At 63.5% G+C, this 26,689-nt stretch carries 26 protein-coding genes and 1 tRNA gene; 15 read left to right on the forward strand and 12 right to left on the reverse strand.

Annotated elements, in window-relative coordinates:
- Positions 1–26: 26 nt before the first annotated feature.
- A complete protein-coding gene (locus AUR64_RS07665) occupies positions 27–1,040 on the reverse strand; it encodes an alcohol dehydrogenase catalytic domain-containing protein (protein WP_058581340.1) in 1,014 nt (337 codons plus the stop codon).
- A 150-nt stretch (positions 1,041–1,190) separates the two neighbouring features.
- On the opposite strand from AUR64_RS07665, the gene AUR64_RS07670 reads away from it, so the two are divergent.
- The 4 genes from AUR64_RS07670 (at position 1,191) to AUR64_RS07685 (ending at position 4,187) form a co-directional block, all read left to right on the forward strand.
- The gene (locus tag AUR64_RS07670; RefSeq protein ID WP_058581341.1) at positions 1,191–2,030 is read left to right on the forward strand and encodes a phosphoenolpyruvate hydrolase family protein; all 840 of its coding nucleotides are present in this window, start codon (positions 1,191–1,193) and stop codon (positions 2,028–2,030) included.
- Positions 2,027–2,500, forward strand: a complete 474-nt coding sequence (locus AUR64_RS07675; protein WP_058581342.1) for a cupin domain-containing protein — start codon at positions 2,027–2,029, stop codon at positions 2,498–2,500. Before AUR64_RS07670 ends, AUR64_RS07675 begins: the two co-directional genes overlap by 4 nt.
- Positions 2,497–3,723 (forward strand): Tm-1-like ATP-binding domain-containing protein, encoded by a 1,227-nt coding sequence (locus tag AUR64_RS07680; protein ID WP_058581343.1) that lies wholly within the window; start codon positions 2,497–2,499, stop codon positions 3,721–3,723. The genes AUR64_RS07675 and AUR64_RS07680 overlap by 4 nt, the downstream gene beginning before the upstream one ends.
- 149 nt (positions 3,724–3,872) lie before the next feature.
- On the forward strand, positions 3,873–4,187 hold the full coding sequence (locus AUR64_RS07685; protein WP_058581344.1) for a hypothetical protein: 315 nt from the start codon (positions 3,873–3,875) through the stop codon (positions 4,185–4,187).
- Between the two features lie 89 nt (positions 4,188–4,276).
- Here AUR64_RS07685 and AUR64_RS07690 read toward each other — a convergent pair whose 3' ends face one another.
- From AUR64_RS07690 to AUR64_RS21430, 5 genes are all read right to left on the reverse strand, one after another.
- Positions 4,277–4,522, reverse strand: coding sequence for a hypothetical protein (locus AUR64_RS07690; protein WP_058581345.1), 246 nt, complete (start codon positions 4,520–4,522; stop codon positions 4,277–4,279).
- A gap of 93 nt (positions 4,523–4,615) precedes the next feature.
- Complete coding sequence (gene eif1A, locus AUR64_RS07695) at positions 4,616–4,906, reverse strand: translation initiation factor eIF-1A (protein ID WP_058581346.1); 291 nt, start codon at positions 4,904–4,906, stop codon at positions 4,616–4,618.
- A gap of 125 nt (positions 4,907–5,031) precedes the next feature.
- Positions 5,032–5,427 (reverse strand): methylated-DNA--[protein]-cysteine S-methyltransferase, encoded by a 396-nt coding sequence (locus tag AUR64_RS07700; protein WP_058581347.1) that lies wholly within the window; start codon positions 5,425–5,427, stop codon positions 5,032–5,034.
- A 98-nt stretch (positions 5,428–5,525) separates the two neighbouring features.
- Positions 5,526–6,824 (reverse strand): outer membrane protein assembly factor BamB family protein, encoded by a 1,299-nt coding sequence (locus AUR64_RS07705; protein ID WP_058581348.1) that lies wholly within the window; start codon positions 6,822–6,824, stop codon positions 5,526–5,528.
- 113 nt (positions 6,825–6,937) lie between these two features.
- Entirely contained in the window at positions 6,938–7,171 is a 234-nt protein-coding gene (locus AUR64_RS21430) for a DUF7835 family putative zinc beta-ribbon protein (RefSeq protein WP_058581349.1), read from the reverse strand.
- A 180-nt stretch (positions 7,172–7,351) separates the two neighbouring features.
- On the opposite strand from AUR64_RS21430, the gene AUR64_RS07715 reads away from it, so the two are divergent.
- Positions 7,352–7,642 carry a Sec-independent protein translocase subunit TatA/TatB gene (locus tag AUR64_RS07715; RefSeq protein WP_058581350.1) on the forward strand — a complete coding sequence of 97 codons (291 nt, stop codon included), beginning with the start codon at positions 7,352–7,354 and terminating at the stop codon, positions 7,640–7,642.
- Between the two features lie 5 nt (positions 7,643–7,647).
- On the opposite strand, the gene AUR64_RS07720 is transcribed toward AUR64_RS07715, so the two are convergent.
- From AUR64_RS07720 to AUR64_RS07730, 3 genes are all read right to left on the reverse strand, one after another.
- Entirely contained in the window at positions 7,648–8,943 is a 1,296-nt protein-coding gene (locus AUR64_RS07720) for an MFS transporter (RefSeq protein ID WP_058581351.1), read from the reverse strand.
- A 114-nt stretch (positions 8,944–9,057) separates the two neighbouring features.
- Complete coding sequence (locus AUR64_RS07725) at positions 9,058–9,885, reverse strand: HD domain-containing protein (protein WP_058581352.1); 828 nt, start codon at positions 9,883–9,885, stop codon at positions 9,058–9,060.
- Positions 9,886–9,981: 96 nt separating this feature from the next.
- Positions 9,982–10,470, reverse strand: coding sequence for a redoxin domain-containing protein (locus AUR64_RS07730; RefSeq protein ID WP_058581353.1), 489 nt, complete (start codon positions 10,468–10,470; stop codon positions 9,982–9,984).
- A 223-nt stretch (positions 10,471–10,693) separates the two neighbouring features.
- On the opposite strand from AUR64_RS07730, the gene AUR64_RS07735 reads away from it, so the two are divergent.
- The 9 genes from AUR64_RS07735 (at position 10,694) to AUR64_RS07775 (ending at position 21,210) form a co-directional block, all read left to right on the forward strand.
- Complete coding sequence (locus AUR64_RS07735) at positions 10,694–10,984, forward strand: Sec-independent protein translocase subunit TatA/TatB (protein ID WP_058581354.1); 291 nt, start codon at positions 10,694–10,696, stop codon at positions 10,982–10,984.
- Positions 10,985–11,063: 79 nt separating this feature from the next.
- Positions 11,064–11,136, forward strand: a tRNA-Arg gene (locus AUR64_RS07740).
- 442 nt (positions 11,137–11,578) lie between these two features.
- Positions 11,579–14,599, forward strand: a complete 3,021-nt coding sequence (locus AUR64_RS20010; protein WP_082230659.1) for a type II/IV secretion system ATPase subunit — start codon at positions 11,579–11,581, stop codon at positions 14,597–14,599.
- The gene (locus tag AUR64_RS07750; RefSeq protein WP_058581355.1) at positions 14,596–16,632 is read left to right on the forward strand and encodes a type II secretion system F family protein; all 2,037 of its coding nucleotides are present in this window, start codon (positions 14,596–14,598) and stop codon (positions 16,630–16,632) included. Before AUR64_RS20010 ends, AUR64_RS07750 begins: the two co-directional genes overlap by 4 nt.
- Positions 16,629–17,126: a DUF7287 family protein gene (locus tag AUR64_RS07755; RefSeq protein ID WP_155120548.1), complete on the forward strand. Its 498-nt coding sequence runs from the start codon at positions 16,629–16,631 to the stop codon at positions 17,124–17,126. Before AUR64_RS07750 ends, AUR64_RS07755 begins: the two co-directional genes overlap by 4 nt.
- A gap of 1 nt (position 17,127) precedes the next feature.
- Positions 17,128–17,760 (forward strand): DUF7288 family protein, encoded by a 633-nt coding sequence (locus AUR64_RS07760; RefSeq protein ID WP_058581357.1) that lies wholly within the window; start codon positions 17,128–17,130, stop codon positions 17,758–17,760.
- On the forward strand, positions 17,754–18,719 hold the full coding sequence (locus AUR64_RS07765) for a hypothetical protein (RefSeq protein WP_058581358.1): 966 nt from the start codon (positions 17,754–17,756) through the stop codon (positions 18,717–18,719). The genes AUR64_RS07760 and AUR64_RS07765 overlap by 7 nt, the downstream gene beginning before the upstream one ends.
- Positions 18,716–20,488, forward strand: coding sequence for a DUF7266 family protein (locus AUR64_RS07770; RefSeq protein WP_058581359.1), 1,773 nt, complete (start codon positions 18,716–18,718; stop codon positions 20,486–20,488). Before AUR64_RS07765 ends, AUR64_RS07770 begins: the two co-directional genes overlap by 4 nt.
- The gene (locus tag AUR64_RS07775) at positions 20,485–21,210 is read left to right on the forward strand and encodes a DUF7289 family protein (RefSeq protein ID WP_155120549.1); all 726 of its coding nucleotides are present in this window, start codon (positions 20,485–20,487) and stop codon (positions 21,208–21,210) included. Before AUR64_RS07770 ends, AUR64_RS07775 begins: the two co-directional genes overlap by 4 nt.
- A 24-nt stretch (positions 21,211–21,234) precedes the next feature.
- Here AUR64_RS07775 and AUR64_RS07780 read toward each other — a convergent pair whose 3' ends face one another.
- Together AUR64_RS07780 and AUR64_RS07785 are read right to left on the reverse strand one after the other, a co-directional pair.
- Entirely contained in the window at positions 21,235–23,454 is a 2,220-nt protein-coding gene (locus tag AUR64_RS07780) for a vWA domain-containing protein (protein ID WP_058581361.1), read from the reverse strand.
- Positions 23,455–23,535: 81 nt separating this feature from the next.
- On the reverse strand, positions 23,536–24,213 hold the full coding sequence (locus tag AUR64_RS07785; protein WP_058581362.1) for an SOUL family heme-binding protein: 678 nt from the start codon (positions 24,211–24,213) through the stop codon (positions 23,536–23,538).
- A 222-nt stretch (positions 24,214–24,435) separates the two neighbouring features.
- Between AUR64_RS07785 and AUR64_RS07790 the strand changes: the two genes are divergently transcribed.
- Positions 24,436–25,806 carry a GntP family permease gene (locus AUR64_RS07790; protein WP_058581363.1) on the forward strand — a complete coding sequence of 457 codons (1,371 nt, stop codon included), beginning with the start codon at positions 24,436–24,438 and terminating at the stop codon, positions 25,804–25,806.
- A gap of 12 nt (positions 25,807–25,818) precedes the next feature.
- On the opposite strand, the gene AUR64_RS07795 is transcribed toward AUR64_RS07790, so the two are convergent.
- Positions 25,819–26,652 carry a universal stress protein gene (locus tag AUR64_RS07795; protein ID WP_058581364.1) on the reverse strand — a complete coding sequence of 278 codons (834 nt, stop codon included), beginning with the start codon at positions 26,650–26,652 and terminating at the stop codon, positions 25,819–25,821.
- Between the last annotated feature and the right edge of the window lie 37 nt (positions 26,653–26,689).

A 26,689-nucleotide genomic window follows, 5' to 3' on the forward strand; every position in this document is an offset into this window, starting at 1 on the left:
TATGTCGACTGCGCCGGTCACGTCTTTCAGTTCGTCACGACGAGTTTGCCGACGTGGTCGCCCGCCTGCATCGCGGCGAACGCCTCGCCGGTCGCTTCCAGCGGGTACGTCGCGTGAATCTCCGGCGAGAGCGACCCGTCGGCGACGAGGCCGACCAACCGTTCGAGGTCCTGTTGGGTTCCCATCGTACTCCCGATGACTCGCTTGTGGCCGAGAAACAGGTCCGGAATATCGATTTCGGAGCGACCGCCTGCGGTCCGACCGCAGACGACCATTCGTCCGCCGCGACGAAGGAGGTTCAACCCGAGACCGGTGTACGGCCCGCCGAGGTGGTTGAGTACCGCATCAGGTGTCCCAATCGCTTCGACGGCCGTGCGAATCTCGTCGGGGTCGGTCCCTTCGACGGCGTAATCGAGGCCCAACGTCTCTATCTCTTCGAGTTTCGCCGCCGACGAGGACGTGCCGACGGTTCTCGAACCGAGTATCTCCGCCAGTTGGACGCCCGCGACGCCGACCCCGCCGGTCACACCCGGAACGAACACCAAATCACCGGCTTCGACCTCGGCGCGCCGGAGCATATGATAGGCGGTCATGTAGGCGGTCGGAAGCGCCGCCGCCGTGGTCGCGTCGACGCCGTCGGGAAGCGCGACGAGTCGGTCTGCGGCGACGACGGCCGACTCCGCGAGTCCACCGTGATACAGCGAGAACTGCTCACAGAGGTTCTCGGGTCCTTCGCGGCAGAACCGACAGACGCCACAGGTTTCGTTCGGACAGAGAAGCACCCGGTCGCCCGGTTCGATGTCGGTCACGTCGTCGGCGACGGCGGAGACGACGCCCGCGACGTCGAGGCCGCTGACGAACGGGAGGTCGCCAGTATCGACCATCGCGGAGTCGCCTTCGAGAATCCAGAGGTCGTGTCGGTTGATAGCGCACGCTTCGACGTCGACGACGGCCTCGCCTCGCCCCGGTTCGGGCGTCGGTTCATCGACGATGCTGACCCCCTCGGGACCGACGAGTTCGGTGAATGCTGCGCTGCGCATCGACTGGGTGTTCGGTCGCTGTACCTATAGTCGTACTCCGGTGTCGTCTGCGGAACCGCCGCCGCCCCATCTTGCACCGGCCCGAAACGTTCGAGACAGTTATTACTTATCTATCATTATTTATCGCTCCTTGCAATACCTTATCACGTCATGTCAAACCGATTCACGCGTGACGAAGCACTCGACGAACTGCGCGGGACTGTCGACGAGGGCGACGCTATCATCGGCGCGGGCGCTGGCACGGGAATCTCCGCGAAGTTCGCCGAACGCGGCGGCATCGACCTGCTCATCATCTACAACTCCGGGCGCTACCGAATGGGTGGCCGGGGGTCGTTAGCCGGCTTGCTGCCGTACGGCGACGCCAACGAAATCGTCGTCGAGATGGGCCACGAAGTGCTTCCCGTCGTCGAAGAGACGCCGGTGCTCGCCGGCGTCAACGGCACCGACCCGTTCCGCCAGATGGACGTGTTCATCGAGGACCTGAAGCGCCGCGGTTTCTCCGGCGTCCAGAACTTCCCGACGGTCGGCCTCATCGACGAGGACAGTCAGTTCCGACGGAATCTGGAGGAGACGGGGATGGGCTACGACAAGGAAGTCGAGATGATTCGGGAGGCGAGCGAGCAGGAGATGCTCACCTGCCCGTACGTGTTCGACACCGACCAAGCGCGACAGATGGCAGAGGCCGGTGCCGACGTCGTCGTCGCCCACATGGGGTTGACGACCAGCGGCGACATCGGCGCGGAAACCTCGCTGGACCTCGACACCGCCGCCGACCGAGTTCAGGCGATTCACGACGCGGCCAAAGACGTGAACGACGACGTCATGGTCATCTGTCACGGCGGCCCGATAGCGTGGCCCGACGACGCGGCGCACGTCCTCGAAAATACCGAGGGCGTCGTCGGCTTCTTCGGGGCGTCCAGCATCGAACGCCTGCCGACGGAGGAGGCCATCGAGAACCAAGCCCGCGAGTTCAAGGAGATAGAGCTATGAGCGCCGACGAGCGCTTCGTCTCCCCCGAGGATATCGAGAGCCTCTCGTTCGACTGGGGCGTCCTGAAGTTCCTCAACGCGCCCGACGTCACCGGTTCCGAACGCTTCAGCGCCGGCGTCGTCAAACTCGAACCCGGGAAGGGTCACGAGCGTCACACCCACCCCGAGAGCGACGAGATTCTGTACGTGATTCGCGGCGAGGGTGAGCAGGAACTCGCCGACGAGACGCGGACCATCGAAACTGGCGACCTCGTCTTCGTCCCGGAAGGGGTCGAACACGGCACGGTCAACACCGGCTGGGAACCGCTGCTGTTGCTCGCCGTCTACGCACCGCCCGGACCGGAAGCGGACCTTCGAGAGCTACCCGACTGTACGGTCGTGCCGCCGGGCGAACTCCCGTCGTCCATCGATGCGGCGGAGACGGCAGACACAGAGAACGCAGAGGACGTCGGCGGAGGTGAGCCACCATGAGCGTCGTCGTCGTCGGGACGCTCGACACGAAAGGCGAGGAAATCGCGTTCGCCCGCGACGTTCTCGAAGCACAGGGCGTCGATGTCCACGTCGTCGACGTGGGTGTGATGGGCGACCCCGAACTGTCCCCTGACACCGACGCCGGAACGGTCGCCGAGGCCGGCGGCGGCGACCTCCAGTCGCTGCGAGACGCTGGCGACCGAGGCGAAGCGATGGACGTGATGGGCCGCGGTGCCGCCGCCGTCGCCGAGCGACTCCACGAAGAAGGGACGTTGGAGGGGATTTTCGGTCTCGGCGGGTCGGGTAACACCTCGGTGGCGACGACAGCGATGCGCGCGCTCCCCGTCGGCGTCCCGAAACTGATGGTGTCGACGATGGCCTCCGGCGACATCGAACCGTACGTCGGCTTCAAAGACATCACGATGATGTACTCCGTCGCCGACATCGAGGGACTGAACCAACTCTCGCGGCGAATCATCGCAAACGCGGCGCTGGCGATGGCTGGGATGGTCACGAACGACGCCGATGTCGACGTCGAAGAGAAACCCACTATCGCCATGACGATGTTCGGTGTCACGACTCCTTGCGTCCAAACGGCGAGGGAGTACCTCGAAGACAACGGCTACGAGACCATCGTCTTTCACGCGACCGGGTCGGGCGGCCGGGCGATGGAGAGTCTCGTCCGCGAGGGCGTCGTCGACGGCGTTCTCGACGTGACGACGACCGAGTGGGCCGACGAACTCGTCGGCGGCGTGCTCAACGCCGGGCCGGACCGCCTCGATGCCCCCGGTGAGATGGGTATCCCCCACGTTGTCTCGGTGGGGGCGCTCGACATGGTGAACTTCGGGCCGCCGGATTCGGTCCCCGAGCGCTTCGAGGACCGGACGTTCTACCAACACAACCCGCAGGTGACGCTGATGCGGACGACGCCGGAAGAGACGGCCGAACTCGGCGAGATTCTAGTCACGAAAGTGAGCGACAACTCGGAACCGGTCGCGGTGTATCTCCCCCTGAACGGCGTGTCGATGCTCGACGTCGAAGGCGAGACGTTCTACGACCCCGAGGCCGACGAGGCGCTGTTCGACGCGGTCCGCGAACACCTCGGTTCGAGCGTCGAACTCGTCGAGATGGACGCCGCTATCAACGACGAGGAGTTCGCACTGGCGCTGGCGCGGAAGATGGACGAGTACATGCGCGGCGAGTCGGCGGGCGAGTCCGGATAACAGTCAAGCAGGGTCGATGCACCGCGGGGGCAGAGCCCGGTCGGTTCCGGACAATCGGTTATTCGGACAACCGGTTTCTCGCGCGCACACTCGTCATACCGGACCGTTGCGTACCTTCTCGTCTCTGCGTCGCCTAGCTTTCTCGCTCCATGAACAACAACGGCCAACCCACCTGCGACATCTGTGGCGGTGACCTCGCCGAGGAAGACCCCGTCGTCGAACTCCGACTCGGGGAGTTCACCGTCCAACAGCGCTTCTTCTCGGTGTCGCACGAACTCGACGGCGACATCTACGACGCGTTCGTCCACCTCTCCTGTATCGACGCGCCGCACGGGGCCGACCGGGGACAGACGCTCCGGCTGATTCTCGACTCCATCGGCGTGCGTGACGTCTCGCCTCCGCTCTCGAACGCTGATTCGCCGTTCGGTGACCCGGAGCTCCCCGAAGTTCCCGAAAACGACTGAGTGAGAACGCGTGCCGGTAGTGATAGCGTCGTATCGGCGAAAATAATCGGGGTCGAACGGGTTCGACTCGGCAGAGCCCCGAACTCCGTTTACCGCGAGCGTCGCAGACGGACCTGGTCGTCGTCGTAGGAATCGACGTAGTCGGTTCGCAGTTCGTCGGAGTCGTCGTCGTCCCATCCGAGCAAGTCCTTCACTTTGTCCGTGAGGCCGCCGTCGTCGTCGTTGCGGTCGACGGTCGCTCGGTCGCCGTTTACGTCGCGTATCGTTCCGACTTCGTTGCCTTCGGCGGTTACGACGCGTTTGTTCCGGTCGTCGTCGGTGAAATCTCGTACCATCGCACGTGGTAAGTCCGCAGCGTCGGGGAGGTAGCTGGTGCTTGTGCATTCAGTGCACACCGAGGCAGTGGTCAACTGCCAACTCCCTCCATCTCACCCGACGTTGATGTGGCCTTCCTCGCGCAACTGGTCGGCGTCCTGCTGGTCGTAGCGCCAGACGATGTCGGCCTTCCCGTTTTCCCAGTCCCACGGGTCGACGAGAACGACGTCGCCCTCCCGAATCCAGATTCGCTTGCGCATCCGCCCCGGGATGCGTCCCATCCGTTCTTTGCCGTCGTTACAGCGGAGTCTGACGCGGCCGTACCCCTGCATGTCCGTCACGAGCGCGAACTGCTCGCCCTCGGCAGGCATCCGGAGGTTCCGCCGCCCGGATTCTTCGCTCATACTCGGCAGTACTTCGCGAATGTGCTAATAGCTAGCGTGGGGCGTGCCTTCGAATCTATCGCCGCCGACGGTCAGCACGCGCAAACAGCGCGCGTGACGGCGGCATTCGAGTCGACGAGACGCACTCAGCGGTTCGCTCGTTCGTGGTCGAGCAACCGTCGTTTCAGCGCGAGGCCGTCGTCGCCGCCGGCCGAATACCCGCCGAGCGAGTCCGCGCCGACGACGCGGTGACACGGCACGACTAACGGAAGCGGATTACGGCCGCAGGCCTGCCCGACGGCGACGGGTGCGGTGTCGAGACTCGCGGCCAGTTGGCCGTACGTGCGCGTCTCGCCGTACGGTATCTCGGCCATCGCCTCCATCACGGCACCGGTGAACCCGGCCGGACGATGGAGGTCCATCTCGAACGCCTGTCGCTCGCCGGATTCGTAGTCGGCGACCTGTCTGCGGAGTTCGTCGGGTGAGACAGAAACGGCGGTCTCGTCGAGCGTGAGCGTCGTTCCGAACAGTGTCACGTCCATAGATGCCACTGATGCGAGCGCCTGTGACAAAACAGATGCGGCCCGAAGCGTTCGAACCTGACCGTCGCTACCGACGACGGCGACGACGGCTACGACGCCTACGACACCGACGAGGAGGGCGACGTACCCGAGAGCGCGTACACCGACCCGCCGAGTGCGGCCACGTAGAGGCTGCCGTCGACGGCGGCGGGGCTACTCAATACGTTGCCGTCCGTCTCGAAGCGCCAGCGACGTTGCCCGCTGTCGGCGTCGACGGCGTGGACGCTCGAACTCGAACTGCCGACGTAGACGGTGTTGCCGACGATAGTCGGACTGCTTCGGACGAACCCGCCGGTCGGGTAGCGCCAGCGTCGCCGGCCGGTCATCACGTCGAGTGCGTACAGACCACCGTCGTCGCTGCCGACGTAGACGACGCCGTCGGCGACGCTCGGACTGCTCTGGACGCCTCGGCGGGTGACGTGCTGCCAGCGCTGTTCGCCGGTTTCGGCGTCTATCGCGTAGACGTTGGTGTCGTTGCTCCCGACGAAGACGGTGCCGTCGACGACGGTCGGACTGCTCCGCACGACGTCGTTAGTCTCGAACTGCCACTGAATCTCCCCGGTGTCGATGTCGAAGGCGTACACCGTCCCCGTCGACCCGCCGACGTAGACGGATTCCCCGTCGACGGCGGGCGTTCCGTCCACGTAACCCTCGACGCGGGCGACCCACTCTCGGTTACCGGTCGCCGCATCGAGTGCGTACACCGCCCCTCGTGGGTCGACGATGGTCGTCTCCGCGCTGCCGACGTAGACGGTGCCGTCGACGACGGTCGGACTGCTCGGCGAGCGACCTTTCGTCGCCCGGCCGAGCGTGTTTATCGTGTCGAACGACCACTGCTCGGTTCCGTCTTGGGCGTTCAGCGCGTATATCGGCTGTTTGCCCGTCGACGCGCCCGCGTAGACGGTGCCGTCGACGACGGCCGGACTCCGAGCCAGCACCTCTCCGGCCTCGTGCTGCCACTGGATGTTACCGCTCTCGGCATCTTTCGCGTACACGTTGCCGTCGTTGGCACCGATGTAGACGGTTCCGCTGGTGACGGCCGGGCTCGACAGGATACCGCTGACGTCCCGGCCGAGAATCTGTCTCGACCCGGGTGTGAACTGCCAGCGGACGGTTACCCCTTCCGACGGACCGACGCCGTCTATCTGGTAGCCCGTGTTCGCGGCGTCGCTCTGAAACATCGGCCACGCACCGGGTTGCGGTTGTGTCCCCTGTTGCTGGTCGGTCGAGTCGTCGACCGCGCGTGCGCTCTCGCGGGCTGCGACGCGCGAAGACCGAGTGAGGGCAACCGGTCCACCGATACCGACCGCACCGCTCGCAGCGAGGAACCGTCGGCGGGATAACTCTGGATTCGTCACAATACGACGACATAGTTCCCCTCAAACTGTAACTGTTTTTTCTGTCGGGAAGGAGTGTACGAAGACGCAGAAATTCCGCGGAGACGGACTGCAGTGGACGAAAAGACGGACGGTCAGCGTCGGAGTCGTTCCGTGACGGTCCCACAACTCAAACACGTCGTAGTTCGGCACGGGACTCGCGCGAACTTCCGGTTTTCGGGGTTCGTCTGCTGTTCGTCGCTCGTCGAGACGATGCTCACCTCGACTTTGTGTTCCGTCTCACGTCCGCAGTCACCGCATTGCTCCGCCAGCGTGTAGTCGTCGTCGTTCGGTTCTGTGGGTGCGCTCTGTCTATTTACTTTCTCCATCGATATACGGTGTTCCACCAGCACAGCCTCCACTGTGCCATCCGTATATCACAGTCGCTCCCCGAAGGGAGAGTGCCTGTGATAACAAGGGGTATAAATACGCAATGTGGTTCGTGACTGTCCGTTCTGACGGAGTCACGGTGAGCTTATCTCACTGCACAACGTCTGTACCCCTCGAAAATGACGTTCGTACTCTTCGGTGCGTTACCCGGTGGTCCCGAGTTGCTCATCATCCTCCTCATCATCGTCCTGCTGTTCGGCGCGAACAAGCTCCCGGAACTCGCCCGGTCGACGGGTCAGGCGATGGGTGAGTTCCAGCGCGGACGCGACGATATCGAGCGGGAACTTCGCCAGTCGTCGACCTCGGAGGCCAGAGAGTCCGCTTCCGCCCCGACAACTCCGTCGACCGACGACGATACCGACACCGAATCGGAGACCGAGGCCGGCGACGAGTCGCGTTCGTCGAACTAATCGTCTCAGTCGCCGGCGACCGGATTCGGCGTCTCGGTTGGTTTCATCCGACGGTACGTGAGCACGAACACGCCCGTCGCAAAGAGAATGAATCCGGCGGCGAACAGAAACGCCGCCGTCGTCGAGACGAACTCCTTGACCGCACCAACCATCAGCGGCCCGGCGACCTGTCCGATTTTCCACGAGATAGAGCGAAGCGACATACTGCTGGCGACGGAGTCGAACCGCTCACCTTCCTCGACGAACAGCGACATGCTCGCCGGGAGACGGAGGCTGTCGGCGACCCCCAGAATCGCGTACGCGGCGAACAGCGAGAGAAACGCCCCACCCAGACGTATCGTCCCCTCGAACGTCTCGACGTACACCGGTTCGAGCGTTCCCTCGGCGACGAGGGCGAAGGGGATAAACGCAGTGCCGACGCCGTAGACGAGCGCACCGGCGGCGACGAAGTACGGCTTCCGACCGATGCGGTCGGTCAGGTCGCCGACGTAGCCCTGCGAGATGGATTTCGTGAGTTTGCCGCCCGCGAGAATCCACCCGACGGCGAACTCCGAGATGCCGAACTCGCGGATGGCGAAGATGGGCAGGAAGATGATGACTGCCATCTTGCCGACGCTGAACGAGAGTCGAAAGAACACGAGCGCGCGAATCAGCGGGCGGTTCAGTAGCGCACCGAACGTCTCCAAACTCGTCGCGTCCTCGGGGTCTTTCCGGCCGCCCGGGTTGTCGCGGAGGTTGAAGAACACGAGCACGAACGCGCCGATTGTCACCCCGCTCAACACGAGATACGTCAGCGTGAACCCGTGCGCGTAGAGGAGATAGCCGCCGACGATATCGCCGAACAGACTGGAGATGGCCGCGACCTGATTGTACGACCCGAGCCATCGGCCGCTCTCGTCGTCCGGGCTAATCTCGCCGACGACCGTCGACCCGGTAATCCAGAGTAGGCTCGCACCGATACCCTGCAACATCCGGACGAGGATGACGTGGACCGCGTTGTCGACCAGAATGAACGCGCCGAAGACGACGACGTTGAGCGCCAACCCCGCGAGCAAGAAGTGTTTGGCGTTTCCGGTGTCGATTTTCCGACCCAGCGGGAGAACGATGAGCAGTTGGACGAACGCGAACGCGGTTCCGAACAGTCCCTCGACGATACCCGTCGTCTGGTAGATGTCGGCGTACAGCGCCAGCGCGATGATAACCGTCGAGTACGCCTGACTACGGGCGAACGCCGTGCCGGCGAGCGCGGCGAACTCCCGGTTTTTGAGCAGTGACAGCGACTTTCCCGGAACCGATACCACAGTTACGATTCGAAATGGTGAGGAGACGGATAAATGACCGCATACCGGCCGCCTTAGCGGGTGTTTTACACGGGGAACGACCGTGATGGACGCGTTTCGTGACTCCTCGAACGCTTAGAGTTCGATGCGTTCGACGAGTTGGTCGTCGGCTTTCGTGTTGACCGCGACGATGCGGATATCCTCTTCGAGCAGGGAGTTTCGCATCTTCGCTTTCAGGAGGTTGTCCACCTGATAGACGCCCGCCGCGTTTATCATCTCGATTTCGACGAGCACGGGGATATCGTCGCCTTCCTTGAGCGCGACACTGCTGATGGCTTGACTGGAGAGCGTGTTGATGCCGCGGCCACCTTTCTCGTAGGGGATGCGCGAGCGGCCGCGTTCCATGTCGAGAGCGTCGGCAACGCGGATGACGCCCGCCTCGCGGGTCAGCGGGTCCTCCTCGGTGTGGTGACAGAGGATGGCGTGCAGCACCTCGGCTTTCACGCGAACGACGCCCGGCGTCTCGTAGAACTGCGGGAGAAAGCGGTCCAAGAGGTCCGCCGCGAGCGGTATCGAGTAGTAGGCGTGTTCGTCGCGGTGGACGATGTGGCCGATGTCGTGCAGCGTCGCCGCCAGCGCCACGATGACGGGTTCGTCCGCCTCGTCGAGTCCCTGCTGGCGCGCGCCGTTGAACTCCACGCCGCCGCGCTTGAGCAAGTCGTACAGACGCAGCGCACGGTTACGAACGATTTCGATGTGTTTCGTCCCGTGGTCGTTGTACCCTTTTCGCGTGACGGCGTTGACGTTCTGTGCTTCCAGATACGTCGTCACCTCGGGGTCCGAAAGCAGTTCGGGCAACACCTCGTTCAGTTTCTCGTCGGGATAGGCGTGTTCGGCCTCGGGGTCGTACTCTCGCCCGCCGTTGGTCGTGTCCTTCGGGTCGACGCTCGCGTCGCTACTCATAGCCGCACCAATGCCCGGGAGGGAGAAAAGAACTTGCGTTCGGCGAGTTCTGTCGGTGCTCTCACGAGCACTCTCAGAAAAGTCCGGGTTCGACGCTCAGTCCGCGGCACCGCCGGCGTCGGCGGCCGCCGCCCGGACGTCCTCGTAGTTCGGTTCGATGCCGGGGTCGTCGCTCACCCACTTGTACGTCACCGTGCCGTCGCTGCCGACGACGAAGACGGCGCGTTTGGCGACGTTGTCGACGCCGAGGGAGGCGAAGTCCATCGAAATGTCGTACTTATCGACGACGGCGCGGTTCGTATCGCTGAGAAGCGGGAAGTTCAACTCGTTCTGTCGGCGGAACTCGTTGAGTGCGAACGGCGTGTCGATGCTGAGGCCGTAGACGGTGGCGTCAACTGACTCGAACGCCGCGATTTTGTCGCGGAACGTCTGCATCTCGTTCGTGCACGTGCCCGTGAACGCCGCCGGGAAGAACGCCAGAACCAGCGGTGCTTCGTCGAGTCGCTCCGAGAGCGTGAACGAACCGACGTCGCCATCGGCCAGCGGCACGGTGAAGTCAGGGGCGTCGTCTCCTACGTCGACCATAGTCGCCGAAAGTGACTGATGGGAATGACCCTTGTGCTTGCGGCACTCCGCCGGGGTTATCGAAATCGGTGGCCGGTTCGGTCGCAGTTTTGCGAGTAGCCGATGTCGTAATCGTCGTTGCTGGGGACCGAGACGCCGTTCGTCGGCGGGTTCCTGTCATCGGATAGGGTGGATTTCCTGAGCAAAAAGCCTATAACCGCCACAGAGTTAAGCAGGAGTAGAGATGTTCGACACCGCAATACCACTGTTCGGGGCGCTTCCGGGGGGGCCCGAGATGCTCATCATCCTCCTCATCATCGTCCTGTTGTTCGGCGCGAACAAGCTGCCGAAGCTCGCGCGTTCGACCGGACAGGCGATGGGTGAGTTCAAGAAAGGACGCGAGGAAATCGAGGACGAACTCCAGCAGATGGAGAGCTCCGATGACTCCACCGAGAGCACGACGACCACCTCGACGTCTTCGTCGACCACGTCGACGCAGACGAACAACGAAGCGACCGAGCAGAGCAGCAACTAACCGTTCTGCCCGACTCGTCGGGCATCATTTTCAACCACCGAAGCGCACGCTTTTTAGCGACGGCTCCATACCTGCGCCGGGGCGTGTGGCCTAGCGGATAGGGCGAGAGGTTCCTAACCTCTAGATCGTGGGTTCGAATCCCGCCACGTCCGCTCTTCGTGTCGAACGGAGTGAGACCGGAGAGCGACGCGTGTGGGGTTCGAATCAGGGAGGTCGCGTGCAGCGAAGTGAGTACGTCCAGCCGAGGTTCCGATTCTCTCACGCTCGTGTCTCTGCTGTGACTCGAAACGTTGTTTCGAGAGTATCTCTCACACCAAGACGACGGGTTGTCACTGTCTTCGGCCTGTTTCCTATCTCGGCGTTCGATTTATCGCTCAGTTTCATCACGCTACACTCTCGTTTCACATCTGTTCGAGTATGGGTCTGCTTCGGTGAACGGGGTTGCATTCGTCGAAAGGCTGTCTCAGGCGGTGTAGAGCGGTTGAAGACGCCATTCAACAAAACAGACACTACAGAATACACTCAATTAGTCCAAACTATTTGAGGATTAATTCGGGAGAAGGACTTTTCAATAATGAACACAACTCACTCCCAATGGCTATCGACGACGCAGTCGACTCGGACTCAGGGCAGTTCGACGACGCCACCGAAGGCACGTCGGACTCCGAGGCGCGTCGCCCGGCCGCCGTGGGGGAGTACACGTGGGCGGAGTATCTCGACGAGTACGGGCCGCTGGGGGCGGCCGACGACCTCTATCGAGGACTTCGACCCGCACCGGGCACCGAGCGCTGGGAGGACGAGGAGGACGTACAGACGAAACCGATGGGCGCGGACTGGGACCGAATCCCGCTCGACCCCGTCTCGTTTCTGGGCTTTCACCCCGACGACATCGACTCGCGGGTGGGACTCGCCGGCGGCAACGCCGAGACGCTTCACGAGATATTCGAGGACTTTTGCGACCCCGAGACGACGCCGGTCGTCAAAGACGAGTACATCTGGGAACATTACAAACGCGAGTACTACTACGACGAAGACGGGAGTCGCCCGCGCGACGCCGACGGCGAGATAGAGCGGTTCGACCCCGTCGACGCGTTGGGTCACGACCCCGACGGTATCGAGAACACCATCTCGCATCTGAGCGACCGCGCCGACGAGTTAGAGGAACTCATCGACGAGCGAACGGTAAACATCCGCGAAGACTTCGACGAGGACGAGTTCTTCTCGACGGACGCGGGCACGACGACGGTCGCCAACCGCTACGACCTCGAAAAGGCCGTTCCGATGCCGAAGAAGACGCACTTCGAGGAGATAGAGCGCTACTGGGTGAACGAACCGTACGCGTTCGTCGTCATCTTCCACTCCACGAAGGAGAACGAGGACAAGTACTACCTCGTCCAACCGTACATGAACCGTCTGGAGACGGAACTGAAGGAGTATCTGACGGGCAAACTCCGGACGGCCATCAAGTACGCCGACGACGAGGTAGTCGGCGGCGATGGGCATCGACGCAGCGTCATCGAGAATCAGACGTACGAGTTACTGGAGCGCTACGACCTCTACAGCAGAGAACAGGTCGAACCGTTTGCGAACACGCTCGCGGACCGACTCGGCATCGCCGGCGACGACGAGGGTGTCGCGGGCAAACTCGTTCGCTTGCTCGGCTACCGACCGCTCGAACGCGAGACGGCCGAACTCGACGGCATCGCCGCCCGGCCCGAACCCGCGGTGTTGGCCGACGACGGCGCCGACCTCTCGGAGTACCAAGTCGAGAAACTGCTCCATCTCCTCACCCGGGATTTCATCGGCTACGAGCGAATCGACGGCATCAAACACGACATCAACGTCGAGGACATCTCCTGCGACGGCTACAACTCACCGGTGTTCGTCTACCACGGCGACTACGAGCAGATAATCACGAACGTCTACCACGACGAAACCGAGTTGGACGACTTCGTCGTCAAACTCGCCCAACGCTCGGGCAAGGGTATCTCGAAACGCCGGCCACAGGTCGACGCTACGTTGCCCGACGGGTCGCGTGCGCAACTGACGCTCGGCAAGGAAGTGTCCGACCACGGGACGAACTACACCATCCGACAGTTCAAGGACGTTCCGTTCACGCCCATCGACCTCATCTGCTGGCACACTTTTTCGCTCGACGAGATGGCGTTTCTGTGGCTCTGCATCGAGAACCACAAGTCGCTCATCTTCGCCGGCGGCACGGCATCGGGGAAAACCACCAGCCTCAACGCCGTCTCGCTTTTCATCCCCTCGAACACGAAAATCGTCTCCATCGAGGACACCCGCGAAGTCGAACTGCCGCAGCGTAACTGGATTGCGAGCGTCACTCGGCCGTCTTTCTCCGACGACGACGGCGGCGACGTCGACGAGTTCGACCTGCTGGAGGCCGCACTGCGACAACGGCCCGACTACATCGTGATGGGCGAGATTCGTGGCGAAGAAGGTCGGACACTGTTTCAGGTCATGTCGACGGGGCACACGACGTACACGACGTTCCACGCCGACTCCGTCGGTGAGGTCCTGAAGCGCTTTACGACCGAACCCATCAACGTCTCGAAGACGATGTTCTCGGCGCTGGATTTGGTGTCGATTCAGACCTCCACGCGGGTGCAGGGCAACAAGGTCCGCCGGAACAAGTCGCTCACCGAAATCAACCACTACGACGCCGAGAACGACGAAATCAACGTTCAGGACGTCTACCAGTGGCAAGCCGAAGACGACGAGTTCCTGCTCATGGGCGACTCGAACACCTTGGACGAAATCATGTTCGACCGTGGGTGGTCCGAGGAGACGCTCCAGTCGGAGATTTTCAAGCGACAGGTCGTCCTCGCGTACCTCATCGAACGCGGCCTGAACACCTACACGCAGGTCGCGGCGACGTTTCAGGCGTTCATCAACGACCCCGACACCATCCTGACGCTGATGGCCGAAGACGAGTTGGAAAAGAGCCTCGAAGACCTCCGCGAGATGGAGTCGGTGCTCATCGACATCGACCCCGAGAAAGAGGAGATGGTGCCCCGGCCGGACCCCGACGCGGAGACACTCGCGGAGGCCCGCGAGATTCTCGAACGCGCCGACGCGGAACTGTTCGACCAGTACCGCGGCGCACGCGTCGGTAGCGTCGCCGACGCGCTCTCGGGTGTCGAACCCGCCCCGGACGTGGAGGCGACGTCGACGACGCCGCCCGAGGAGTCGCCGACGGCAGACGGCCCGGCACTCGACGAGGTCAGCGACGACCCCGAACTCGACGCCGGCGATTCGAAGCCGGAACTCGACGGAGACGCTGCCGACGACGTTCCCGCACTCCCCGACGGCGAGACGACGCCTGACCCGTCGGCGAACGACGAGACAACAGCGAACGACACTCCCGACCACGACACCGAGGACCGCTCGTCGTCCGAGGATGTAGGGACAGACGACTTCGCGGACGTGTACGGCGAGGAGTCGGTCGGTGTCGACGCGGACACAGACGCTACCGTCGACGACGACATCGATACCGACGATGAACGACAGACCGACGGCGACGACGTCGGCGACGACTGGGACTTCGGCCGGTCGACCGGCGACGCCGCGGCGGCCGACGAGGGCGGCGAATGAGCCTCGATACCGGGTCCAGCGGCGCGGGTAGCGCCGACGCGGGCGAGAAGCTCGGCGACGCGTTCTACCCGCTCTTCACGTGGTTGTTCGACGCTGACGGCGACTTCGTCGCCGACGTAGAGGAGAAACTCGCGCAGGCGCGCGTCACGACCACCGTCGAACTGTACATCTCACAGGCGCTCGCCGTCGGCGTGCTCGCCGGACTCGCACTGTGGCTCGTCGGGACGTTCCTCGGCTACGCGCTGTTCCAGTTCGGCATCGTCACGACGGAGATGCTCTCGCTCGGCGCACGTATCCCGAACCCGGCAGTCGTCGACCTGCTGAACGCGCTGAAGATGCCCGCTGCGGTCGGTATCACGGGAATTGTGTTCGGTTCCATCGGCTTCAGTCTCGGGTTCGGCACGTTGCTGGCGATTCCGTACTCCACCGCGTCGGCGCGTAAACGCGAGATAGACATGCTGCTCTCCGATTCCATCTCCTTCATGTACGCCCTGTCGGTGGGTGGCCTGAACCAACTCGAGATTCTGGAGGCGATGGCCAAAGCCGAAGACACCTACGGGGAGGTTTCCTTGGAGTTCCGAAGCATCGTCCAAGAGACCGAGTACTTCGGCACCGACTACCGGAACGCGATTCAGAAACAGGCGATGGAGACGCCGAGCGACGAACTCTCGCAGTTTCTCACCGACATGCTCTCTATCGTCAACTCCGGCGGCAACATGCAGCAGTTCTTAGACGACAAGAAGGACAAGCACATGCGGACCGCCAAACAGCAACAGGAACTGACGCTCGAAACGCTGGAACTGTTCGGCGAGATGTACATGACGCTCTCGCTGTTTCCCCTGTTGCTCATCATCATCCTCGTCATCATGAGCATGCTCGGCAACGCCGACCAGATGCTGCTGTACGCGACGGTGTACGGCTTGATTCCGCTCACCGGTGTCGGGTTTCTGGTTCTCGTTTCGACGGTCAAACAGGACGAAGTCGGCGACGGCTACCTCGCGCCGGCCGACAGCAGCGACCGACTCACCGAGACGAACAAGGAGGGCCTCGTCCACCTCGGCCTCGTCGAGAGCTTCGTCGGCGAGTTCAGCCTTTTCGACCGCGTCAAGAACCGCGAAGGGACGTTCAAGACCAAGGAGTTGCTGAAGCAGCCACACGTCTTCTTCCGCGACAACCCGCTCTTTACGCTCGTATTCACGCTCCCCGTTGCGGCCGTCGTCATCGGCGTCTCGGCGGCCAACGGCGTCGCGCCGCTGACGTGGGACGGGATGGTCTCACAGCCAGTCTGGGGCACCTTCGTCTGGTGGTACATCCCCTCCTACATCGTCGCCGTCCCCCTCGCCGTGTTCCACACGTGGAACGTCTACTCGCGCAACGCCGTCATCGGCAAACTCTCCGACAACCTTCGTAAGCTTTCGAGCGCCAACGACACCGGCCAGACACTGCTCGAATCGGTCAAGACGGTGTCCGACACCTCGTCGGGCAAACTCGCCGACGAGTTCGACGTGATGTACGCGAAAGTCCACTACGGGATGAGCCTCAAGGAGGCACTCGTCGAGTTCAACAACAAGTACCACATCCCCCGACTGGCGCGGACGGTCAAACTCATCACCAAAGCACAGGAAGCGTCGAGTCAGATTACGGAAGTTCTGACGACGGCGGCGCAAGCCTCCGAGAACCAAGACGACATCGACCGCGAGCGGAAGTCCCGTGCACGGATGCAGGTGGTCATCATCATCATGACCTACCTCACGCTGTTGGCCGTGATGGCCATCCTGAAGACGCAGTTCCTCGACGTGATGTCCGGCCTCACGCAGGGCGGCGGCGGACAGACGAGTGCGGGCGGAATGAGCTTCGGCGGCGGCGTCGACACCAACGTTCTCTCGGTGCTGTTCTTCCACGCGGTCACCTTGCAGGCGGTGCTGTCGGCGTTTATCAGCGGCTACATCCGCGACGCCGACATCATCTCCGGCGTCAAATACGTCGTCGTCCTCCAGACCATCGCGCTGGCGGTGTGGGTGGTGGTTGGATGAGTCGGCGCGAAACGACGCCATCGTCCCGCGACGAACGCGCGCAGACGACACAGGACTTCGCCATCGGTGTCAGCGTCTTTCTGCTCACCGTCGTGTTCGTGCTCGCGTACGTTCCGGGGACGCTCGCACCGCTCACCGCGAGCGTCGACGACGGCGTGAACGAGCAGGCCGAGCGAACGGCGACGTATCTCGTCTCCGACCTCTCTCGGGACGGCTACGCGCTTCGATTGAACGAGAGTGAGCGTGAGGCGTTCTTCGAGGCGAACGCTGGGTCCGGAGTTCTCGTCGAGAACGTCAGCCTCCAGTCGACCGTCGAGGCGAACGTCAGCATCGAGCAGTTGGACGGGTCGCCCGTGAGTAGTGCGGCGACGACGTCGACCGGCGACGAGTACCGAAATCAGTCGGGGGCACTCGCAACGCGTCTCGTCGAACTCCGCCTCCCGGAGCACGACGACGAGTGGCGTCTCTACCGCCTCACGGTGAGGGTGTGGTGAGATGCGTCCGGACCGAGACCGAGCGCAGTCGTTCACGCTCGAAGGGTTCGTCGGCGCTATCGTCATCCTTACCGCCGTCTTGTTCGCCACGCAGTCTATCGTCGTCACGCCCGGCGCGGACGGCGAGTCCGACAGCGCGACCCGCGACCGACTCCAGCAGGAAGCGACCGACGTTCTCGTCGCAACCGCCGACCGCGAGCGTCGCGACCTCTCGTACGTCGTCCGGTACTGGGACCCCGACGAACGCCGGTTCTCCGGTGCCATCGACAGAACCGTCGGCTACGGCACCGCGGGCGCGCCGAACGAACTGTTCGGCGACGCACTCGGGCAGGCGTTCGGCGCACGGGGCTACTCGTACAACGTCGAACTGTTCTACCGAAACGCGACGACCGCCCGGCAGACAGAGCGAGAAGTGCTCGTCTGGATGGGGTCGCCGAACGCCGACGCCGTCTCCGCGAGTCACCCGGTGACACTGTACGACGACATGACGCTCACAGCCAGAACCGCCGGCACGCAGAAACTCGAATCGTACGACGACGACCCCGCAGGCTCCGAGCGGTTCTACCCGATTGCGGACGCCGCGCCCGAGAGTCCCGTCTACAACGTCGTGGAGGTGCGACTGACCGTATGGTGAGCCGTCTTCGTCTCCCGAAAGACGGCGGCGACGCCAGTCGTGACCGCGGCCAACTCATCCTCATCGGCAGCGTCGCCGTCGCGTTCATCGTTCTCGGGATGGTGGTCGTCGCCAACGCGGCCATCACGACCGACACCGTCTCGCGGGGCGGACTCGACGAACAGCACACCGCGGCGACGTTCGACCGCGAAGTCGAACGCAACACCCGCTCGCTGTTGCTGTACGTCAATCACGGCTCCGTCTACTCGACTGAACCGTCGCTTCGAGACAGCGCCGCCGCCAACTACACCACCTACGGCGACCTGCTCGCGGAGTCGTACGGGACGACACGGCCCGCGGCGGTGAACCTCACGTACCACGGAGCCAACGCGACCGGAACGCGCGTCGTCCAGCGCGACGACGGTGCGTTCGACGACGCGCCGATGTCGTCGAAACGGTCCGTCGGCTGGTTCGTCCTCAACCTCAACACGTCGAGCTTCGAGGGCGACGACGACCTGACCGTGGTCGTCACCGACGCGAACGACGACGAGGCCAGACTCCACATTCAGAAGAACCGCTCGAACGGCCAGACCGTGGACGCACTCGACGTTCGAACGGATTTGCCCGGCACGGCGAACGACACCCCTAAGCAGCAGTGTATCGCCGCCGACGATAGAGTGCTTCTCGACGTGCTCGACGGCCGCTCGCTCGGCGGCAGTTGCACGTTCAACGCGACGCAGGCGCTCGACGGCCCGTACGAAATCTCGTTCGAGGACGGCGACGACGTCCGCGGGACGTACTCGATAGTTCACGACGGCGGCCCGTCGTCGAACCCGGCGTGTGAGGCCACACGCGTGACGAAAGTCAACCCCTGTTCGTCGCCCGCCGTCTGGGAGGCCGATATTTCGGCGAGCTACCTCTCCGACGGCGTCCAGTACCGAACCAGACAGAACGTTACCATCTACGATACAGCACGATGAACGCCGAATTTATCGCGGACCGACGCGGCGTCTCGGTGACGGTCAACTACGTACTCGCGCTGGGGATTCTGGCAATCCTCGTCTCCGGGCTGATGGTCGGTGCGGGTGGCTATCTCGACGACCAGCGTCGGGCAACGACACACGACGAACTCGAAACCATCGGCAACCGACTCGCAGCGCAGGTCGCACAGACCGACAGTCTCAGCCGTGGCGGCGGCGAGATGTCGGTCCACGTCGAGAGACAGCAACGCGTCGCAAGCGGAAACTATCGCGTCGAACTCCGCAACGGTGACACCTGTTCGTCGCCGTCGGCCGACGCCTGTCTCCATCTGCGAGCGCCCGCCTCCGACGTCTCGGTTCGCGTTCCGGTCCAAAACGAGACGGCGTTCACGCTCACGCGCGACGGTGACGCGTGGGTGCTCTCACCCGAGCGGACTGAGTCGGTGAGCAGTACGGCGAGTCGGACCGACCTCTCGGTGCAACCGAACATCGGCGTCGGCCGCGATGTGCGCGCGGAGTCGACGAGCGGCGACGCCGTCGACCCCCGAAACCGCGACCCGATTGCTGGATTCACCTTCGACCCCGGCGTCCCGACGCTCGGCGAGGAAATCGCGTTCCAGAACGACACGAACGACCTCGACGGCCGGGTCGACAGCTACGAGTGGAACTTCGGCGACGGGTCGCCGAACGAGAGCGGGCCGACCGTCTCGCACACCTACGACGACCCCGGCAAGTACGACGTGACGCTGACCATCACCGACGACCAGGGCGCGACCGACACCATCACGAAGCGCGTCAGCGTCTCCGGAGTCGTCTACGAGGGTGACGCCGAAGCGGTCGACCACGACGGCGACGGCGACGACGGCGGCGTCGAGTTCTCGCTCACGAACCAGTTCGACGCGGACACCCACGACGTCGACGACGACGAAGTCGAACTGACGGAGATGCTCGTCGACCCCGACTCGCCCGCACTCGACGAACTCGACGAAGGCTCCGGGTCGTACGGAAGCGAGATAATCGTCGACGCCGACGAGCGAGACGGCTACGTCGACTACGACCGCGGCGTCGATGTCGCCGCCGGCGGCCTCGTCGTCGACTTCGACGACCCTCGTGGGGACGTCTCGGGAACGGACGTTATCGGAACGGGCGCGAACCCCGAACTGAGCAGTGGGAGTTCGGCGACGGTCGTTCTCTCTGAGTTCCAGAACGTCGCCGACGTGACCGGCGAACCCATCAGCGTGACCGTTCGCTACGAGGTCGACGGCGACCGGTACGCGACGCAGTTCGTGCTGACGCCGTCGACGACGCCAGTCGGCAGCGACGGAAGCGTCGAGTACGCGATCAACGCCGGCGGTGGGAGCTACACCGCCGACGACGGCGTCACGTACGCCGCCGACAGCAACACCGAGGGTTCGGTGTCGACGACGACCGACGGTATCTCGGGGACGACCGACGACGAACTGTATCGGAGCGAACGCTACGGCGAGTTCGGCTACGACGTCCCCGTCGACGACGGGACGTACGAAGTCACGCTCCAGTTCGCCGAAATTTTCCACACCGGCGACGGCGACCGACAGTTCGACGTCGCACTCGAAGGCACCGAGGTCGTCAGCAACCTCGACGTGCACGCCGAAGTCGGCCACGACCGGGCGTACGAGGTGACTCGGACGGTGACGGTCACCGACGGCGAGTTGAACGTCGAGTTCGACACCGACGTCGACAACGCGAAACTGAGCGCCCTCGTGGTGCGGGAGGTGAGCGACGAATGAGCGACTCCCGAGCCATGAGCGACGTGGTGGGGTTCGTTCTCATCTTCGCTATCGTCGTCACCTCCGTGGGCGTCGTCACGACGTTCGGCGTCGGCGCACTCGTCGACTTCCGCGACGCGGAGGCGGGCAACAACGCCGAACGCGGGATGGTGGCCGTCGCCGACGCCATGGACGAGGTCGACCGGGGTCGCAGTCCGGCCCGCTCTGCGGAACTCACCGTCGACCGTGGGACCATCGGCATCTCCGACGGCGTCTCCTTCCGGGTCCGCTACTCGAACGCGTCGACCACGTACGAGGAGACATATCAGACGAACGCGCTCGTCTACCGCCTCGACGGGACGAACGTCGCCTACGAGAGCGGGGCCGTCATCCGCTCCGGTGGCGACTCGTCGGCGCTCTCGTCGTCACCGTCGCTTCGATGTAGCGACGACGCCGCCGTGGTTTCACTCGTTCGCGTGCGCGCCCGCGGCCCATCGAGCGTCCGAGGCGACACGGTCCGTATCGAGATGCGCCATCAGTCGTCGCAACTGCTGTTCCCGCAGACGAACCTCAGTGACGCGGGCGTGACCGTCGAAGCCACGTCGCCTCGGCAGGATAGCTGGACGCAGTACTTCGAGCAAGCAGATGGGTGGCAAAGCGACGGACCGGGGACCGGCGTCTGCGAGGGTGTCGACCGTGTCGTCGTCCGGCAGACGACAATCTCCGTTAGATTCGTGACCTGAGCGCGAAGATGAGTTTTGGGCTGCTTACGAGACGTCGGTTTCGACGACGTTCACGTCGATGATTTCGGAGGCCGTCGAGTCGGTGCTGCGCCCGACTTCGTACAGCATGACGAGTCGTTGTCTGACTCCCTCTTCGGTGCCGAAGTCGTAGACGATGACCGCTTCGTTGCTCGCGAGGTCGAACCGGTCGCCGTCGAGCAGCGACTCGTCGTCGGGTCGGACGAGCGTGTCGTCTCTGAGGTCTCCCTTCCACCACGCCGACGACTCGTCGAGCAGCGGTGCCGCGGAGTCACCGTCGAGGTAGATTTTCTTCTCCGAGGGCGGGCGTTCGGTTCGCGTCGACTCGTCGATGTCGACGCAGCGAATCTCGGCGAGGTCACCGAGCGTGTCGTTCTGGTGGACGATAGCCGTCGACTCGTACTCCTCGCACTCGTAGGTCACGGCACGAATGTCGGTGAGGTCACCGTCGTCGGTCTGCATCGAGAGCGCAAACGGCGGTGCCGTCGGGTCGTTGACGTTGTACTCGCCGTTGGCCGCGGCGACGTACTCGCGTTCGCCGCCGAACGTCGGTTGGTACGTCGTCGCCCCGACGCCGGTGTCGAGGGCGACGGGTTCGTTGACGATGACTTTCGTCTCCGAAATCGTGGCGAACACCTCTTCGAACACCGCGTCGAGGTCGTTCGCGCTCTCGGCGAAGTGGTACGTCCCGCCGGTTTGGGTGGCGACCTGCTTCAGTTTCTCCTCGTCGGCCGAACCGAAGCCGATGGTGTGGATGGTTACGTCGTTGTCCGCGGCGATTCTGGCTTCTTCGAGCGGGTCGCGCGCGCCGTTGCTATCCTGCCCGTCGCTGAGGAGGATGACGACCTTCTTTCTGGAGTTGTTGCTCTTGAGGTCCAAGATGGCGTTGGCCTTCTCCAACCCGGTTGCGCTCTCGGTGCCGCCGCCGGTGACGAGGCCGTCGATACTCCCGTTGACGCCGGCGTCGCCGAACTCGTTCGAGATGTACGTCCCCTCGTCGGTGACGACGAACCGTGTCTGCTCGGCGTTTGCGAACCCGACGACGCCGGCACGGTCGGTCGTCGTGTTCAACTGGCCGACGAACGACTTCGCCGCCTGCTTCGCTTTGTCCATCTTGTTCACACAGCCCGGATGTCGGTAGTTCTCGTAGGCGCGCCCGTTGTACCAGTAGTACTCCTGTCGCGACCCCCCGAAGCGGTGACAGCTATCGGCGTCGGAGTCGCCGTCGGCCTCCCAGTCCATCGACCCGGACTCGTCGACGACGAACACCACGTCGAGCGGTTCCCGGTAGACGACGTCGCCGTCGAACGTCGTTACGTGGCTTCGCTGGACGCCTTCACCGAGCGGTCGGCCAATCGCCGTGTACTCGTTGCCGGCGTTCTTGTCGACGGTAATCGTGCCTGCGGCCCTGTCGACCGTCGTCTTCGAGGGGTCCGAGAGGTCGACGACCCTGTTCTTCTCGTCGTCGACCGACTGCGGCAGGTCGTCTTGCGCGAGGTGAACGCTTGCCGTCTCCGCGTCGTCGTCGACGGTCACGCTCTTGCCGGACTGCGACTGGAGGTAGTTCGCCCACGCCTGGTAGAACTCGCTTTGGACCGTAATCGTCACCGAGTTCGGCCGGTGACAGCCGTTTGCCCGGTCGAACAGCGCCGACTCGATATCGGCGGTTCTCGACGCAGAGGCGTCCGTTCGCTCGGTGAACTGTATCTCCCGGCCGGTGAGTCGGCCGTTCATCTCGACGACGGTGAGGTCGACGGTGCCGTTGCTGATGTGCAGTGCGGGCGGTGAGCGCATCGAACTGCTCGCGCCACTCGTCGATTTCTGCCAGACGCCGCCGCCTTCGTACGCGAGTATCTGTCCGTTGCGTTCGTACTGTAGCGAGTCCAGCGGCACCCGTGCCTGACAGACGCCGCCGTTGACTTCGACGTCGACGTATCCGGCGTCACCGCCGTTGACGAGCGTCACGTCGTTGTACTGTGACCGCGTGGCGACGAATCGCGCGGAGTCCACGTCGGCGCTGGTGAGCGAACTCAGACGACTGTCGACTTCGCTTGCGGCCAGTTGTGCCACCTCTTGGTCGCTCTGGGAGGTCAGTGAGTCCATTGCCGTTCCGCCCGCGAACGCGACGGCGACGGCACCGGCGGCGACCATCCCCGTCAGCAAGATGTACCCCACGACTTCGGACACCGCACGCTCGTGAGTCCGTTCACTCCCCCCTCGTTTCATGCGTCGCTAACTCGCCTTCACTGAAATAAATATATCGGTGAAGCAGAAATTATTTTCAACTGAACAGCAGGATGGAGCCGTTCAGTCGGCCTCGTCCCACGTCACCTCGACGGCGACTTCGTTTCGCCGCATGAACGGCGGCGTGTACGGGTCGTTGTACTGCAGGAGGTGCGGTTCACCCAAGGGTTCGACGCCCGCGTCGTCGAGTCCGTCGAGGAGTTTCTCTCGCTGGCGTCGCACCCGGCTGTCGGTCGCAAACCACGAAAACTGGCGGACGGCGACAGTTCGAGACGGTTCGACGACGAGTCTCACTTGCGAGTTCGTCGGCGTCGGCGCGGTGGCGGGGGTGTAGTCGGCGGGGAGGTAGAACGCCATCGTCACCCGCCCCCGTTCGTCGTCGGTGCGGACCGGTGCGGTCATCGACACTTGTTCGCTCTCTTCGGTCCGAACTGGCGTCGTCATCGACAGTTCCTCACCGGATTTGTCGGTGGCGACGGGTGTTGTCATCGACACCTCCTCGCCGACAGTGTTCGCGCCCGCGATGTAGCGGAACAGTCGGCGGAACGCCGTCTCCTCGTCGTCGGCCGCCGTCTCGACGAGCACCGCCTGCGGATACCGACGTATCTCCACGTCGCCGTACTCCGCGACTGTCTCGTACGGAACCCGTTCGGCGCTGTACGTGGAGTAGACGCCCCACCCAGTCCAGAGTGCGAGTGCGCCACCGGCGGCGGCGAGCAGTTGTTTCGTCGTTCGTCGCATACGGAGTACAGGGCGGCGAACGGGAAAAGCGAGGCGGCGACGGACTCGTAGCCGACAGACTGATTCGTCTCGTGGCGGAGCGACTGCGGTGGCTGTACTCGAAGTACCAACTGTAGAAATAAATAAGAAAACACACATCTTCCGGATTATAATTAATTTTGTTCGAAAAAACTGCGTATTTCCACAGGATTCATACTGAACGATACACCACGTGTAGGAACAATGGCGTATCCGCATAGCCCGCTGGTCGCGTTCGCGGTCGGTATCGCAGTAGTCGTCCTGCTGCTCGCGTACTGGGACCTGCCGGCACTGATTGGACTGATTATCGCCACCTTCGCCGTCGGACTCGTCGCTCCCGGCGTTCCGCTCACCGAAATCGCCTCGCGGACTGCGACGGCGTTCGGCGAGAACATGGCGGGCATCGGGATTCCGATTCTGATGGCTGCGATAATCGGCAAAGGCATGATGTCGAGCGGGGCCGCAGAGCGAATCGTCCGAGGCTTCACGGCGCTTCTCGGCCGCGACAACGCCGACATCGCGCTCTGGGGCAGTAGCTCCGTGCTCGCGGTACCGGTGTTCTTCGACAACGTGTTCTACCTGATGGCACCGTTGGCCCGTTCGATGCGCTCGCGCATCGGGAAGAACTACGCACTCTACATCGTCGTCGTCGGTGCCGGCGCGGCGACGACACACGTGTTCGTGCCGCCGACGCCCGGACCGCTCGCCGTGGCGGACCAGATTCCCGGCGCGAACCTCGGCCTCACTATCGTCGTCGGGTTGGGCGTCGCCATCCCCTCGGCGCTGGTCGCCGGTATCGGCTACGGCCGCCTGATAAACAGCCGTCTCGACATCCCGCTTCGGGAGTCGATGGGCAGCAGTATGGAGGAACTGGAGGAACTCTCCGACCGCTCCGTGACGGCACTTCCCGGTGTCTTGGAGTCGCTGGCGCCGATTCTCATCGCCGTCTTCTTCGTCGCCTCGAACACCATCGCCACGACGTTCCTCGGCGAGGGCGCTGCGGTGATTCCGCTCACCGAGTTCATCGGCAACCCGAACTTCGCACTGACTGCGGCGGCGCTGATGGCGGCGTGGACGTACCGTCGCCACCGTGACCTCTCGCACGAACAGTGGACCGACGCTATCGTCGAGTCGCTCAAAAACGGCGGGCACATCGCCGCCATTACCTGCATGGGTGGCGCGTTCGGCGCGATGCTCGCCGCGGCCGGCATCGGCGATTACATCGCCGGTGGACTGAGCGAAATCGGCATCAACCTCCTCATCACTGCGTGGCTCATCGCTGCCGCCGTCCGTATCGCACAGGGGTCGGCGACGGTTGCGATGCTGACGACGGCGGGAATCATGGCTCCGCTGGCGGGTGGACTCGCCGTCCACCCGGCGTATCTGGTGATGGCTATCGGGGCCGGCGGCAACATCTGCTCGTGGTACCCCGACAGCGGGTTCTGGTTGGTCAAGGAAATCTGTGGGCTGACTCAGGCTGAGACGCTGAAAACCTGGACGGCCCTCACGACGATTATCTCGGTGACCGGACTGGTCGTCGTCCTCGTCGGGTCGGCGATGCTCCCGCTGGTCTGAGTCGGAACGGACCTACCGCACGACGGTTACGGGTGCTGGTGACCGCCTCGCAACCGTCTCGGCAACGCTCCCGAACAAGATTCGGGATGCGCCGCTTCGACCGTGACTGCCGAGAAACACGTGGTCGACGTCGTTCGATTCGACGTAGTCGAGAATCGCGTCCGCCGGTCGGTTCGGCCCCCACTCGACGACCGTCGTCGTCGTCACAGTCACACCGTGTGCTTCGGCGTGCTCCCGTGCGTCCGCCAACAGCTCTTTGGCCTTCGTTTCGATTCGCTCGTACTCCTCCTCGGCGTAGACGAGTTGCCCCTCGCCGTAGTACGTCTCCATCGGGTCCATCGCGTGAACGAGCGTCGTTTCGACGTCCGGAAACGTCGAGGCCGCGTATTCGACAGCCTTCGTCGACTGTTCGGAGCCGTCGACGGCGACGACGTGATGTTTGTCTCCGCGGCGCTGGTGCGGGTGGACGACGGTCACCGGGACGGGCGCACGTCGCAACACGCGCTCGGCGACGCTCCCGAGCAGAATACGTGAGGCTCGCTCTCGTCCGTGACTCCCGACTACGATTTCGTCGACGTCGCTCTCCTCGCTGTAGGCGACGATTTCACGACTCGGGCGTCCAACTCGCGTCTCAGTTCTCACTTCTACTCCACGCTGTCGTGCGATATCGACCAAGGAGGTGAACAGCCGTTCGGGGTGGAGTTCGTCGTCGTCGGGGCCGGTGTACCGCGAATCGACGACGTGTAGCAAGGTGATGTCGTCGTCGGGGAAGGCCCCCAACGCGTGCTCGAACGCATCCTCGGAAAGCGGCGACCCGTCCGTCGGTACCAGAATCTCTCGTGGCATATCGGGAGAGGCCACGCCGTGCGTGTTAGTCGTTATC

Origin of the sequence: Haloprofundus marisrubri (assembly GCF_001469955.1) — an archaeon.
GTDB classification, from domain to species: domain Archaea; phylum Halobacteriota; class Halobacteria; order Halobacteriales; family Haloferacaceae; genus Haloprofundus; species Haloprofundus marisrubri.